The organism is Sulfitobacter sp. (genome assembly GCF_036961165.1).
Lineage (GTDB): Bacteria > Pseudomonadota > Alphaproteobacteria > Rhodobacterales > Rhodobacteraceae > Sulfitobacter.
The window spans coordinates 99,516-113,184 of record NZ_JBALVJ010000001.1; the positions used below are offsets into that span (position 1 = coordinate 99,516).

Below are 13,669 nucleotides of genomic sequence, written 5' to 3' on the forward strand. Positions count from 1 at the left end.
AGACCCCGCCACAACTGTTATTACTTTTTGCGATACCAATCTGCGACATTCCACAGTTCGGAGTCCCAAACATTAAGCACAACGCCACCAAGAGTGGTCGAAGCGGCAGATACGCGGCCACGGTCAACCAGTGGGAGCATGGACATGCTTTCTTTTGTCAGCATGTCGTTCAGCTTTTTGGCGATTTCACCGCGCTTCTCAAGCTCACCTGTCTGCGCCATCTCGTCGAGAAGGGCGTCATAGGCTGGATCGCAGAAGCGGTTGATGTTTTCACCCTGCCACTGTGAGGATGGCTTTGGCTCACCGCCACAGCGACGCTGGGCAAGGTAGGCTTCAGGATCTGTGCCATCGAAGTTGTTGGCATACATTTCCACGTCCGCATAGAACTTCTGGAACGTGTCAGGCGAACCTGGGTCACCACCGAAGAATACGGAACCGTCGAGGTTACGCAGTTCGGTTTCAACACCGATTTGCTCCCACCAGTCTTTGATCAGGGCTTGGAAATCCTGACGTACGGCGTTGGTGGATGTCTGGTAGAGGATAGCCAGTTTCACGCCATCTTTGTCGCGGATGCCGTCGCCGTCGCTGTCGGTCCAGCCTGCTTCGTCCAGTAGTGCTTTTGCGCCTTCGATGTCCTGTGTCAGACACTCTGTGTTTTCGGACGCATAGAGCGCAGGTGCAGGAACGATGTTACAGGTCGGACGACCAGCCTGGCCGTAGCCTACTTCGGTCAGCAGTGTGCGGTCGATTGCCATAGACAGGGCTGTACGCACTTTGATGTCAGACAGGAACGGGTGTGGTTCTGCGACGGTTGCGCGTGTCTCTGGTGGCAGATCTGGTGACGGGTTTGTCAAGTTCAGCTCAAGACGCTCAACAAGTGTACCAAAAGCAGAGATTGGCAGACCTTTGCCGCCCTCGGCCATTTTGGCCAGTACGTCGGGAGCCAGCTGCATGTTCCAAGCGTAGTCGTACTCGCCTGTTTCCATAACCGCACGACCGGCAGCAGCCGCGTCGCCGCCGCCTTTGAAGGTCAGCGTTGCGAAGGCAGGCTTGCCTTCTTCACGGTAGTTCTCGTTTGCGACCATCTGGATTACGTCATTTGGACGGAAATCCGTGACAACAAACGGGCCAGTGCCGATCGGGTTGAAGTTCGCTTCGGTGCACTCGGGCGCTTTGGCACCAAGGCACTCTGCGAATTGTGCGGCCTGAATGATAGGCGACTGTGCGCCCATGAACGGACCGTATGGGTTTGGCTTTGGCTCGGTGAAGTTCACCGTGATCGTCAGATCGTCGATCACTTCCATAGAGTCCACGCCGTCAAACTTCGACGCCTGCGCGCAACCGCCTTCAGGGTGCATGCAATACTCGGCTGTGAATTTGACGTCGGCTGTGGTCAATGGTGAGCCGTCGGACCACAGAAGGCCCTCTTTCAGCTTCCAAGTGATGGATTTGAGGTCTGCGCTTACGCCGCCATTTTCGACAGTCGGAATTTCAGCTGCAAGGTAAGGTACCAGCGCGCCGTTTTCGTCGTAACGGCCAAGCGGTTCAATCACCAGCGAGGAAGATTCGAGATCTTTGGTGCCGCCTGAGAGGTATGGGTTCAGGATTGAGGGCGCCTGCCAATAAATGATTTTCACATCACCGTCGCGACCGCGTTCACCTTGATGGCCATCCGCGAATGCGACGGGGGCAAATGCGCTCGTCGCAATCGCACCCATCAAAAGGGTTTTCATATTCATATCGTACTCCATGTTGCACACAGATAAACTGTGCCTATATCGCCCCGCTATCGGGGACGTACCTTATTGTTCTCGGAGGGGCTTAATTACGCATGGTAAGCTTGTGTAAGGACAACACAATTTCACCTTTCGTTTGCAGCAACCCCCAGAGCGCGTAGCCGGATTGAAACAGAAAGTGAAGAAATTGCAAGCGTTCTGCCTGCGGTCCGTTGATGAAAATGTAGGAGGCTTTAATTTTTTTCCCAACTGCCACTTCAGAATGCACCCAGAGCGTTTGACCTGCCTTGAGCTTACGCATAGCGTGTGCGCTAACGCCCGGTGCTGCGCGGGGGAGAATTGAAAGGAACGACATGCTAGACCATTCTCACAAGGCGCCAATTGCGCGGATTGAAGGCCTTCGTGTGGAGTTCCAGACCAAGGATGGTCCGGTTGTAGGCGTGGAAGACGTCTCTTTTGACATCCATCCGGGTGAGACTGTCTGCGTTGTTGGGGAATCAGGGTCTGGTAAATCGGTTTCCTCTTTGTCGCTGATGCGCTTGGTGGAATTCGGCGGAGGAGAAATCGCGGCCGGTAAGCTGATGTTTGACCGCGGTGATGCGGGCGAGATCGATCTGGTCACTACCAAACAAGAGAACATGCGCAGGATACGCGGCAATGAGATAGGAATGATATTTCAGGAGCCGATGACCGCGTTGAATCCCGTCTTTACTGTCGGAAAGCAGCTGACCGAGGGGCTGCGTCTGCACAAGGGCATGACCAAGGCTGAGGCTGAGGCGCGCGCACTGGAGCTGATGAAGCAGGTGCGTATCCCCGAAGCTGAAAAACGTCTCGACCAATATCCTCATGAGTTGTCGGGCGGTATGCGCCAGCGCGTTGTGATCGCGATGGCGCTGGCGTGCGAGCCGCGCCTGCTGATCGCGGATGAGCCGACAACTGCTCTCGACGTGACCATTCAGGCGGAAATTCTGGCGCTGATGGACCGGCTTAAGCGTGAGACCGGCACGGCCGTTATGTTCATCACGCACGACATGGCTGTGGTGGCGCAGATGGCTGACCGCGTGGTCGTCATGTTCCGTGGCAACAAGGTTGAAGAGGGCACCGTCGAGGAAATATTCGAAAATCCCCAGCACCCTTACACCAAGGCTCTGCTCGCGGCTGTGCCGAAGCTGGGTGAGATGACCGGCAAGGATTATCCTGAGCCGATGAAGCTGTTGGGCAATGAGGACAAGCCGATTGTCCCGATCAAAGGCACCGATGAGGTCCTGCTAACGGTCAAGAACCTGACCACGCGCTTTCCGGTGACGGGCGGCCTGCTGCGCCGCACCGTGGCGAATGTGCACGCGGTCGAGGACCTGTCGTTCACGATCAATAAAGGCCAGACGCTTAGCCTTGTCGGTGAAAGCGGCTGCGGTAAGTCCACGGCAGGTCGCTCGATCCTGCGGCTGGTTGAGCCGATGTCGGGTGAGGTCAATCTGGGCGGCAAGGATATCATGGCGCTCAATTCCAAGGATTTGCGGACTGCACGTCTTGATATGCAGATGATTTTTCAGGACCCGTTTGCCTCGCTCAATCCCCAAATGGGGTTGGCGGATCAGGTGGCAGAGCCGATCCATAACTATGGCTTGATGAAGGGTGCTGATGTCACGAAGTGGGTCGAGACCCTGTTCGACCGCGTAGAACTGCCGCGCAGTTTCATGCGCCGCTTTCCGCATGAGCTTTCGGGCGGACAGCGCCAGCGTGTCGCGATCGCGCGCGCCCTAGCACTGAAACCCAAGCTCATCATCTCGGATGAGGCGGTGTCGGCGCTGGACGTATCTGTACAGGCGCAGGTGCTGAACCTGATGATGGAATTGCAGGAAGAGATGGAGCTTTCCTATCTCTTTATCTCCCACGACATGGCTGTGGTTGAACGGGTAAGCCATTATGTAGGCGTCATGTATCTGGGCCGCATCGTTGAGCTGGGTCCGCGCCGCGAGGTTTTCGAGAACCCGCAGCACCCTTATACTCAAGCGTTGATGAAGGCGGTGCCGATTGCCGATCCGCGCAAGCGCAAAGCCGAAAAAGACCTGAACTTCAAACCGATTCCATCCCCGATCCACCCCGCTAGCTACACGGCAGAGCCGAGCATTTACCGCGATGTGGGTAAGGGACATAAGGTCCTGATAACTGACAGCGGCTATTGAAAATGACAGCACGCGTCGCCCCGAAGGTCGCTCTTGTGACGGGCGCGGCGCGTGGGATCGGGCAGGCGATTGCGACATCGCTGAGTGAGGATCATGCGGTAGCAATCACGCATTTGACGACAGCGCCCAACAGTTTGCCCGATGGTGCTTTGGTGGTAGAGGCCGATTTGACCGATCCGCAGAGTTACAGCCGCGTGGTTGATGCCGTCCTCGCAGAGTTTGGCCGCCTTGATGTGATTGTAAACAACGCGGGGAACATCGCAGGTTCCCCTGTAGACAGTTTTGATCAGGACGCTTTGCGCGATATTTTTGACGAGAATGTGTTGGCTCCGGCTGGACTGCTCGCTGCGGCCTTGCCGCATCTGGAGCGTGGGGCATCGGTGATCGGGATTTCGTCGGTCAATGCGGTGCTGCCGCCTAAAGGGGCTGCCCTATATGGTGCCAGCAAAGCGGCGCTTGATCTGTGGACGCGCGCAATGGCAAAGGAACTGGGGCCGCGCGGCATCCGTGTCAACGCCGTGGCTCCGGGGGCCGTGAACATCCCGCAAGCGCCTCGTGATGCGGCGCTGACCCAAGCATTCGTCGAGATGACGGCCCTTGGGCGTTTGGCAGAGCCATCAGACATTGCAGACGCCGTTTGTTTTCTGGCAAGTGACAGAGCACGCGCTATCACGGGTGAAGTGCTAACCGTTTCAGGAGGATACCGATTGTGACCAACCGAATGACCCCGCTTGAGCTGATGACGAAGCTCATCAGTTTTCCAACCGTGTCGCGTGACACGAATATTCCCCTGATTGATTGGGTAGAAGAATACCTGTCGGGGCATGGCATCACGTCGCACCGCTACATCGATCCCGACCAGCCTAAACATGCACTATTTGCCCATGTCGGCCCCGAGGTCGAGGGCGCAATCGTGCTATCGGGTCACACCGATGTGGTGCCGATTGACGGTCAACCGTGGGATACCGACCCGTTTAGTGTCGTAGAAAAAGACGGCAAATATTACGGTCGCGGCACCTGTGACATGAAGGGCTTTGACGGGTTGGCCATTTGGGCGCTGGTCGAGGCGCATTACGCAGGAGTCAAACGCCCGTTGCAAATCGCACTCAGCTTTGACGAAGAGATCGGCTGCACCGGCGCGCCGCCGATGATTCAGGCGATGCAAGGCGTGGTGCCCAAGGGCAGCGCCGTCATCGTGGGTGAACCTTCCAGCATGCAGGCCGTCACCGGACACAAAGGTGGCTCTGGCTTCAACACCCATGTGGTGGGCTTCGAGGTACATTCGTCTTTGCTGCACACTGGCGTGAATGCGATCATGGCAGGGGCCAAATTGATTGAATGGGCGAATGAGCAGAACACAGCCAACATGGAGGCCAAGCCGTCCGAGCTGGCCGCGATGTTCGACCCGCCGTTCACCACCGTGCACGTTGGCATGATCTCGGGCGGGACAGCGCATAACATTACTGCCAAAGACTGTCATTTCGCCATGGATTTCCGCGTTGTTCCCGGTGAGGACAAGGAAAAGTGGGAGATCGACTATCTCAAGAAAGTGCGCGAGGTCGAGGAAGCGATGCAGGCTGTCGTACCAGAGACGCGGATCGAGATCACGCCGCGCTTTGATGTGCCAGGCCTGGAACCCGAAGAGGACGGCGAGGCCGAGACTCTGGTGCGCCAGATCACCGGTGATAACGCCAGCCACAAGGTCAGCTATGGCACGGAGGCGGGCCAGTTTCAGGAAGCAGGCTATAGCGCGGTGATCTGCGGGCCAGGTGACATCGCCCAAGCACACCAGCCGAACGAGTTTATCGAGATCGCCCAATTCGACGCGGGCCATGATTTCATGCGCAAACTGGTCGAACGGCTTTGTCAGTAAAGCACGGCTTTCCAATCACATTGTCGCAGGCACCACGCCATATCGGCGCTTTGCCTGAGGCCGTTGATCTGGTGGTTATTGGTGGCGGTATCATTGGTATCTGTACGGCGCTTTATGCGGCGCGTGCAAGTGCCAAGGTTGTCGTACTGGAAAAAGGTCTGGTCGCGGCAGAGCAATCGAGCCGCAATTGGGGGTGGATTCGCCAGCAGGGCCGCGATCCGGCAGAGATGCCCATCATGGCTGAAGCGCAAAGATTGTGGGAAGACCTCTCTAGTGAGACCAACCAGCAGATCGGGCTGACACAGGCCGGTGTGACCTATCTGGGTTATAATGCTGCTGCGATGGCGCGCTATGAAAAATGGCTGCCTCATGCAACCGCCAACGGGGTCAACAGCCGCATACTGAGCAAGGCGGAGGTTGCGCAGCTTTACCCCGGTTTGACGGACCAACCCTTGGGCGCTCTGCATACAGCATCCGACTACCGTGCAGAGCCGTGGGTCGCCGTGTCTGTCGTGGCCGACATTGCTGTGCGCGAGGGTGTGCAGATTATCGAACACTGTGCCGTGCGCTGTCTGGACATCACGGGTGGCAAAGTTGCAGGGGTCGTGACGGAAAAGGGCCGCGTGGCGGCGCCGCGGGTGGTATTGGCGGGGGGCGCGTGGTCGTCCTTGTTCTTGCGCAACCACGGGGTTGCTTTGCCTCAACTTTCTGTCCGCTCGCAAGTCGCCTCAACAGAGCCATTGCCGGATGTGGGGCAGTCTGCCTGCTCGTCCCAGCGGCTGGCGTTCCGCCGTCGCGCCGACGGGGGCTATTCGCTGGCGCCCAACATGACGTCAGAGCTGTTTGTCGGGCCAGACGCCTTCCGCGCGCTGCCTAAATTCTTAGCACAACTGCGCAGCGACCCGTTTGGCTGTCGGCTCAAACCCGCAGCCCCGCACGGATTTCCCGATGCATGGAACACAAAGCGACGTTGGAGCGGCGAGGACGAGACCCCGTTCGAGCGGATGCGCATCCTTGACCCCAAACCTGTACCACGCATCATCGCCAAGCTTGCGCGCGATTTTGGGGATATGTTCCCGCTGCTGGGCACCGTCAGGATAAAGACGGCGTGGGCAGGGATGATCGACACCATGCCGGACATTGTGCCGGTGGTGGATTACACGCCCATCGACGGCCTGATCGTTGGCACAGGGATGAGTGGTCATGGCTTTGGTATCGGGCCTGCAATGGGCCGTATCCTTGCCGATCTGGCGATGGATCGCCCAGCAGGCCACAACATGACCCGCTTTCGTTTCGCCCGCTTCAGCGATGGTACCCCAATGGTGCCGGGGCCTGACGTTTAAGATGTTTTTCAACAAGGAACTATAACCATGCCGATCAAGAATCGCTTCGCTGACATGCATGCAGAGATCACAGGATGGCGCAGGCATCTGCACCAATACCCTGAATTGCAATTCGACGTACACGAGACCGCCAAATTTGTTGAGGAAAAGCTGCGCAGTTTTGGCATCACCGACATCACAACTGGCATCGGTCGGACCGGTGTTGTCGCTGTGATCGAAGGGCGCAACACCGGATCCGGACGCGCCATTGGCTTGCGCGCGGACATGGACGCGCTGCCGATCGAAGAAGCCACAGGGCTGGAATACGCGTCAAAGATCCCGGGCAAAATGCACGCTTGCGGACATGATGGCCACACCGCGATCCTGCTGGGTGCTGCGCAATATCTGGCCGAGACTCGCAATTTTGACGGTAAGGTTGTGCTGATCTTCCAGCCTGCCGAAGAGGGCGGCGGCGGCGGCCGCGAGATGTGCAAAGACGGTCTGATGGAGCGTTGGGGCATTGACGAGGTCTATGGGCTGCACAATATGCCAGGCGCAGATGTGGGCAGCTTTCATATTCGGTCAGGCGCGCTGCTGGCAGCCACAGACGACTTTGAAATCACCATCACAGGGCAGGGCGGCCACGCAGCGGCCCCGCATGAGGCGATTGATCCCAATGTAGCGACGGCCCATATCGTGCTGGCGCTGCAATCCATCGCTAGCCGGAATGTGGACCCTCTCAAACAGGTTGTGGTTTCGGTTTGTATGATGCGCTCTGACAGTGAAGCGTTCAACATCATCCCGCACCGCGTGCGCTTGGGCGGCACAGTTCGATCACTTGATGGCGGCGTGCGCGATCTGGCGCAAAAACGGCTAGAAGAAATTGTGGGCCTCACCGCGCGGGCACACGGATGTGTGGCTGAGATCAATTACGAGCGGGGCTATCCCGCCACGGTCAACCACACCGATCATACCGATTTCGCTGCCGATGCCGCCGAAGTCGTGACCCCCGGCGTGGACTGTGACACGCCCCCTATCATGGCGGGCGAGGATTTCTCGTACATGCTCGAAGAACGCCCCGGCGCGTATATCATGCTTGGCAACGGCGGGGGGGCCACGGTGCACCACCCCGAATACAACTTCAACGACGAGGCGATCCCTGCAGGCTGTTCGTGGTTTGCCGAGGTGGTAGAACGGCGCATGCCGCTGACGTGATGCCGCACCCTCTGGCGGCGGGGCCTACACTTGGCTAGGCTCCGCCCAAACCCCTCATCACACAAAGGAATCCCCACATGCCCGTCAAGAATCGTTTCGCCGAATTGCACACAGACATCACCGCGTGGCGACGTGATCTGCACGAACACCCCGAAATCCTGTTCGAGACGCATCGGACTGCTTCAACCGTCGCTGAAAAGCTGCGCGCGTTTGGCTGTGACGAGGTCGTCGAGGGCATCGGGCGCACTGGTGTTGTCGGCGTGATCAAAGGGCGGGAGACTGCTTCGGGCAAAGTAGTTGGCTTGCGCGCGGATATGGACGCGCTGCCGATCCATGAGGAAACAGGGCTTGAGTATAGCTCAAAAACAGATGGCGCAATGCACGCCTGTGGCCACGACGGGCACACGGCGATGCTGCTTGGGGCAGCGCAATATCTGGCCGAGACTCGTAACTTCGACGGCACGGCAGTGGTTATTTTTCAGCCCGCCGAAGAAGGTGGCGGCGGGGGCCGTGAGATGTGTAAAGACGGAATGATGGATCGCTGGGGGATTCAGGAAGTCTACGGTATGCACAACTGGCCCGGCATGGCGCCCGGCAGCTTTGCCATCCGCCCCGGTCCCTTCTTTGCCGCAACCGATTTGCTGGACGTCGAGATCGAGGGCTTGGGCGGCCACGCAGCCAAACCGAACGAGACTATTGACCCCATCGTCATCGCCTCTCAGATCGTGACCGCCTTGCAAAGCATCGTTAGCCGCAATGCTGATCCGGTAGGTAACATTGTTGTTTCGATCACTTCGTTCGAGACGTCATCGAACGCCTACAACGTGATCCCGCAGAAGGTGACCCTGAAAGGTACCGTACGCACCATGTCACTGGAACTGCGTGATCTGGCCGACAAGCGCGTGAACGAGATTTGTTCCGGCATTGCGACCGCCATGGGCGGCGTGGCACGGGTGACGTATGAGCGTAACTATCCGGTGATGGTCAACCACGAAGAACAGACACTTTTTGCCGCAGACGTCGCGCGCAGCGTGGCAGGCGAGTGCGACGAAGCACCCTTGGTGATGGGCGGCGAAGACTTCGCATTCATGCTCGAAGAGCGGCCTGGTGCGTATATTCTTGTGGGCAATGGCGACACCGCAATGGTCCACCATCCGCTATATAACTTTAACGATGACGTGATTCCGGCTGGCTGTAGCTGGTGGGCAGGGATCGTTGAGCAGCGGATGCCTGTGAACTGAAGAGGGATAGCAGGGGGGGCCGTGAAGCTCCCCTGATACTCTCCGGTCTGGGTTGGAGCGTTACGCCAGAAGGCGTCTGTAGATCGCGATCAGGCTCTGTGCTTCAGACTCGATTGAAAAGCTCTCTAGCACATGCGCGCGCGAGGCTGCGCGCCATGCGCTCAAACGCGCTTTGTCCGATAGGGCGGCGCCCGTAGCATTTGCGAGGGCCGGGATGTCATCTGCGTCTACCAATGTGCCTGTGACACCTTCCTGCACCAATTGTTCAAACGCGCCGACGCGGGTGGCAACGACGGGACAGCCTGTGGCCATCGCTTCAATCGGGGTAAGTCCAAACCCTTCCCAGCGCTGCGGCGCGACATAAAGGTCCAGCGCAGCGTACCAGTCGGCCATCGCATCGGTGGGGACCTCTGGCTTGAACAGGAAGCGCTCTGCGAGGCCCGCATTTTTGACGTCCTGTTTAAGGTTTTTCAGGTAGGCTTCGTCTTCACCCACGGCGCGGCCCATGACGATGGCGGTTGCATCAGGATGTTTTCCCAACACGTCAATCATCGCATGCACAAAAGCATCGGTGCCTTTTTGTGCGCGGATACGGCCATAGCACCCGATCAGCGGCCCTGTGGTGGGTAACCCCATGCGCGCGCGCAGCGCTATGCGGTCTTGCGAGGGGGCGAAAGTCTTTGTGTCGATGCCGTGCATGATGACTGTGGCGGGCACCTCAAGATAGGCGGCAGTTTTGTCAGAAGTTGCGACCACGGCATCCATGCACCGGATCAGCCACCGCGTTAGCCCTGATTGTTTGCGCTGGGATGCAGAAGTGAACATCAACTTGAACCGTTTGCCCAACAGGTACTTCAACGCAAGCCCGCCAATCATCTCCACGTTGCGGCGCGCGTGCCAGACACGCAGGTGCTTGCGGGGCAGGGTAAGCAGCGACGACAGCGGGATTTGCGGCACATGGGCGGGCAGCACAGGGCCGACGGCCACAATGGCGATGTAGCGTGCCTGCACAGGTACCAGACGCACCACCGTGGCCGTCACCCCTGAAAGGCGGCGTTTGAAATTGGGAGCAATCACGTCAATCGGGGTGCGTTTGGTCATACAAGCCTCAGTGCTTTGATCAGGCGGGCGGCGATTGTATCAAGCTTGCCAGTCTCTTCTTGCGCGAATTCCTTGGCGGCGGTCACGGCCTTGTCGCGGCTATGGCTGTCGCGCAGAAGGTTGTCGACTTTTACTGCTAGATCGTCGGCATCAGCCACCAGCCGCGCAGCACCGACGGCCTCCATCGCTGAATAGGTTTCGGCAAAGTTAAAGACATGGTTGCCCGACAGCACAGTGGCCCCCGATTGCGCGACCTCGAACGGATTGTGACCGCCAATAGGTAGAAGGGAGCCGCCCAGAAAGACGATCTCGCTCAGCGCGAACCAGTTTCCCAGCTCTCCCAATGTATCTGCCAGATAGACCTCGCCTGCTGGCATATCGCCTCGACTGCGGCAAGTGTACTCGATCCCCGCATCAGCGATGAGCTGCGCCACCTCTGTTCCGCGTTCTGGGTGTCGCGGGACAAGGATGAGCAGTAGATCGGGATGCGTCTCAAGCAGCTTTTTATGAGCGGTGAGGGCAATCTGCTCTTCGCCCGTATGGGTGGAGGCTGCAATCCACACGGGCCGGTGACCCAAAGCCGCGCGTGCGTCAAAAATCAGATCCTCATCGCGCGGTAACGGCCCTGCAAAGGACTTGAGGTTTTGGCCGCGAGCTACCTTTGGGGCGGGGGCATGGATGCGCACCATTGCCTCTGCCATCGCATCGTTCTGGGTGAGGATGAGGTCAAACACCTCTAGCAGATAGGTGGCGAGACGCGGACGTTTGGCCCAAGCGCGCAGTGACTTTTCAGACAGGCGCGCGTTGACCAGCGCCATTGCAGTCCCGCTCGCGTAGGTGCGGCGCAGCATCTGTGGCCACAGCTCGCTTTCTACAAAGATCGCGGCATCAGGGCGCCAATGACGCAAGAACCGTTTGAGCGGGCCGGGCGCGTCGAGCGGTGCAAATTGGTGCACACAGCGTGGCGGCATGCGTTGGGCAATCAGCGCGGCAGAAGTTGGCGTGCCGGAAGTGATCAGGAAATGAGCCTGAGGCAAGGCGACGCCCATGCGGGTTATCAAGGCCAGCACCGAAAGGCTTTCCCCGACAGAGGCTGCGTGAAACCAGATCAGCGTACCATCTGCGCGGTTCTCTGTCGCTTGGCCCAAACGCTCATGTGCGCGGTGAACGGTCACATCGGCATTGCGCAGTTTTTTGATTGCCAGATGCGCGGCAAAAGGCACCAGAGCCATGCTCAGCACGACATAGACCCTGTAGAGCAGTGGCGTGCGCATGGGCCTCAGCCGCCTGTGTGGCTCATATGACGGGGCATCTGTCCGCCTGCGGTCTGGCGGGAATAGTCGAAATCATGGCCCTTGGGTTTGAGATTGATCGCCGCGCGAATGGCATCTTCGAGCGGGCCATTATCACTCAGGTGTGCCCGCAGGGGCGCGCGCAGGTCGGCGCTGTCTTCTTGACCCAGACACAAGTAAATCTCACCGGTGCATGTCAGGCGCACACGGTTGCAGCTCTCGCAGAAATTGTGGCTCAACGGCGTGATGAACCCGATCTTCTGACCTGTCTCTTCAAGGCGCACATAGCGTGCAGGCCCGCCAGAATTTTCGGCCAAATCAGTCACGGTGTAGTGTTCGGTATAGGCCGCCCGCACATCTTTGAGCGACCAGTACTGGTCAAGCCGGTCTTCGTTGCCGATGTCGCCCATCGGCATGACTTCGATCCATGTAAGGTCCATGTCGCGCTCTGCGCACCATTTGGTGATCTGCGCCAGCTCGGGCTCGTTGAAACCTTTCAGAGCGACCGCATTTATCTTTACGCGTAGGCCCGCAGCCTGTGCAGCATCAATTCCGCGCAACACTTGGGGCAGGCGGCCCCAACGGGTCACCTCGGCAAACTTGCCTTCGTCCAATGTATCCAGCGAAACGTTCACGCGGCGCACGCCAGCGGCGTAAAGGTCTTTTGCGTATTTTTCCAACTGGCTGCCATTGGTGGTCAGCGTCAGTTCTTTCAGGGTACCCGCATCCAGATGCCGTTTCATGCCGTCAAAGAAGGTCATGATGCCACGGCGAACCAGCGGCTCTCCGCCGGTGATGCGCAGCTTTTCAACGCCCAGACCGATAAAGGCCGAACACATCCGGTCCAGTTCTTCCAGCGTGAGCAATTCACGTTTGGGCAGGAACGTCATGTTCTCAGACATGCAATAAACGCAGCGGAAATCGCAGCGATCAGTGACCGATACGCGCAGATACGTGATGGCGCGGGCGAATGGATCTATAAGTGGGGCTGTCATAGGATAAGTGGTATAGGCCGAAAGAGGATGGGGCAAGCTTGATTTCAGGGGCTTGGAGCGACTGCAAAGCTGGATTAACGTATGGCCATGAAATTATTTCCTATGCCCCCCGTCGCCTTTGCCGCTCTTTTCGCTCTCGGAGCCTGTACCCAATTTGGGATGGGCCAGCCGGAAGATACGGCTCCCCCTGTCACAACCGCGCCTTCGCCCGCAGGTGATGTCGTCGCTTCGGATATGTCCGAGGGTATGTCTGCTGAAATCGCTGGCGTGCCTGCGGATCCAGTGCTGACCTCGGCCCCGCCGCCGCCGCGCGCCGCCAATACGCAAGCGACGCTGGATACAACCACCACCGCACAGCGTAAGCAGGCAGCGGCCCCCGCGGCACCTGATGCAGGCGCCAAATTTCTGGGCACAACAGTGGCAAGCTTGGGCAGCCCGACAGAACCGGGCTTCTGGATCAAAACGCCGCTGGTCAAAACTGAGACCAAGGGACGCGTGACGAACAAAGCGAATGGCAAATCTTCTGCAGTAACTCTGATCCCCATCGACGGCCCCGCCACGGGCGGCAGCCGCTTGTCACTGCCCGCGATGCGCCTGATTGACGCCTCGTTGACCGAGTTGACAGAGCTTGAAGTCACGCTTGGTGGTTGAACACAGATGAAAAGAAGGGCGCAGGATTAACAATCCGCGCCCTTCTTTTGTCTTTTG

12 protein-coding genes are annotated in these 13,669 nt (G+C 58.4%); 7 read left to right on the plus strand and 5 right to left on the minus strand.

Annotation, left to right across the window (positions count from 1 at the left end; translation table 11 throughout):
* Positions 1–20 precede the first annotated feature (20 nt).
* Positions 21–1,739, minus strand: coding sequence for a peptide ABC transporter substrate-binding protein (locus V7730_RS00510; protein WP_335745612.1), 1,719 nt, complete (start codon positions 1,737–1,739; stop codon positions 21–23).
* Positions 1,740–1,821: 82 nt separating this feature from the next.
* The gene (locus V7730_RS00515; protein WP_335745613.1) at positions 1,822–2,037 is read right to left on the minus strand and encodes a hypothetical protein; all 216 of its coding nucleotides are present in this window, start codon (positions 2,035–2,037) and stop codon (positions 1,822–1,824) included.
* A 52-nt stretch (positions 2,038–2,089) separates the two neighbouring features.
* On the opposite strand from V7730_RS00515, the gene V7730_RS00520 reads away from it, so the two are divergent.
* The 6 genes from V7730_RS00520 to V7730_RS00545 all read left to right on the plus strand — a co-directional run bounded on the left by V7730_RS00520 (position 2,090) and on the right by V7730_RS00545 (position 9,573).
* Positions 2,090–3,922, plus strand: a complete 1,833-nt coding sequence (locus tag V7730_RS00520; RefSeq protein ID WP_335745614.1) for an ABC transporter ATP-binding protein — start codon at positions 2,090–2,092, stop codon at positions 3,920–3,922.
* A 2-nt stretch (positions 3,923–3,924) separates the two neighbouring features.
* The gene (locus tag V7730_RS00525) at positions 3,925–4,635 is read left to right on the plus strand and encodes an SDR family NAD(P)-dependent oxidoreductase (protein WP_335745615.1); all 711 of its coding nucleotides are present in this window, start codon (positions 3,925–3,927) and stop codon (positions 4,633–4,635) included.
* Positions 4,632–5,795 (plus strand): acetylornithine deacetylase, encoded by a 1,164-nt coding sequence (gene argE / locus V7730_RS00530; RefSeq protein WP_335745616.1) that lies wholly within the window; start codon positions 4,632–4,634, stop codon positions 5,793–5,795. Before V7730_RS00525 ends, argE begins: the two co-directional genes overlap by 4 nt.
* Positions 5,786–7,138, plus strand: coding sequence for an NAD(P)/FAD-dependent oxidoreductase (locus V7730_RS00535; protein WP_335745617.1), 1,353 nt, complete (start codon positions 5,786–5,788; stop codon positions 7,136–7,138). Before argE ends, V7730_RS00535 begins: the two co-directional genes overlap by 10 nt.
* Before the next feature lie 27 nt (positions 7,139–7,165).
* A complete protein-coding gene (locus V7730_RS00540) occupies positions 7,166–8,332 on the plus strand; it encodes a M20 aminoacylase family protein (RefSeq protein ID WP_335745618.1) in 1,167 nt (388 codons plus the stop codon).
* Between the two features lie 77 nt (positions 8,333–8,409).
* Complete coding sequence (locus V7730_RS00545; RefSeq protein WP_335745619.1) at positions 8,410–9,573, plus strand: M20 aminoacylase family protein; 1,164 nt, start codon at positions 8,410–8,412, stop codon at positions 9,571–9,573.
* Between the two features lie 60 nt (positions 9,574–9,633).
* On the opposite strand, the gene V7730_RS00550 is transcribed toward V7730_RS00545, so the two are convergent.
* The 3 genes from V7730_RS00550 to moaA are packed head-to-tail and all read right to left on the minus strand — an operon-like array spanning position 9,634 to position 12,961.
* The gene (locus V7730_RS00550) at positions 9,634–10,674 is read right to left on the minus strand and encodes a glycosyltransferase family 4 protein (RefSeq protein ID WP_335745620.1); all 1,041 of its coding nucleotides are present in this window, start codon (positions 10,672–10,674) and stop codon (positions 9,634–9,636) included.
* Positions 10,671–11,948: a 3-deoxy-D-manno-octulosonic acid transferase gene (locus tag V7730_RS00555; RefSeq protein ID WP_335745621.1), complete on the minus strand. Its 1,278-nt coding sequence runs from the start codon at positions 11,946–11,948 to the stop codon at positions 10,671–10,673. The genes V7730_RS00550 and V7730_RS00555 overlap by 4 nt, the downstream gene beginning before the upstream one ends.
* A 5-nt stretch (positions 11,949–11,953) precedes the next feature.
* Positions 11,954–12,961 carry a GTP 3',8-cyclase MoaA gene (gene moaA, locus V7730_RS00560; RefSeq protein ID WP_335745746.1) on the minus strand — a complete coding sequence of 336 codons (1,008 nt, stop codon included), beginning with the start codon at positions 12,959–12,961 and terminating at the stop codon, positions 11,954–11,956.
* A gap of 87 nt (positions 12,962–13,048) precedes the next feature.
* Between moaA and V7730_RS00565 the strand changes: the two genes are divergently transcribed.
* A complete protein-coding gene (locus tag V7730_RS00565) occupies positions 13,049–13,612 on the plus strand; it encodes a hypothetical protein (RefSeq protein ID WP_335745622.1) in 564 nt (187 codons plus the stop codon).
* The last annotated feature ends 57 nt before the right edge of the window (positions 13,613–13,669 follow it).

Bases quoted from the DNA above. Each gene is read 5' to 3' on its own strand.
- moaA (WP_335745746.1), bottom strand. From the start codon at position 12,961: ATGACAGCCCCACTTATAGATCCATTCGCCCGCGCCATCACGTATCTG.
- V7730_RS00515 (WP_335745613.1), bottom strand. From the start codon at position 2,037: ATGCGTAAGCTCAAGGCAGGTCAAACGCTCTGGGTGCATTCTGAAGTG.
- V7730_RS00565 (WP_335745622.1), top strand. From the start codon at position 13,049: ATGAAATTATTTCCTATGCCCCCCGTCGCCTTTGCCGCTCTTTTCGCT.
- V7730_RS00550 (WP_335745620.1), bottom strand. From the start codon at position 10,674: ATGACCAAACGCACCCCGATTGACGTGATTGCTCCCAATTTCAAACGC.
- V7730_RS00510 (WP_335745612.1), bottom strand. From the start codon at position 1,739: ATGAATATGAAAACCCTTTTGATGGGTGCGATTGCGACGAGCGCATTT.
- V7730_RS00545 (WP_335745619.1), top strand. From the start codon at position 8,410: ATGCCCGTCAAGAATCGTTTCGCCGAATTGCACACAGACATCACCGCG.
- V7730_RS00525 (WP_335745615.1), top strand. From the start codon at position 3,925: ATGACAGCACGCGTCGCCCCGAAGGTCGCTCTTGTGACGGGCGCGGCG.
- V7730_RS00555 (WP_335745621.1), bottom strand. From the start codon at position 11,948: ATGCGCACGCCACTGCTCTACAGGGTCTATGTCGTGCTGAGCATGGCT.
- V7730_RS00540 (WP_335745618.1), top strand. From the start codon at position 7,166: ATGCCGATCAAGAATCGCTTCGCTGACATGCATGCAGAGATCACAGGA.
- V7730_RS00520 (WP_335745614.1), top strand. From the start codon at position 2,090: ATGCTAGACCATTCTCACAAGGCGCCAATTGCGCGGATTGAAGGCCTT.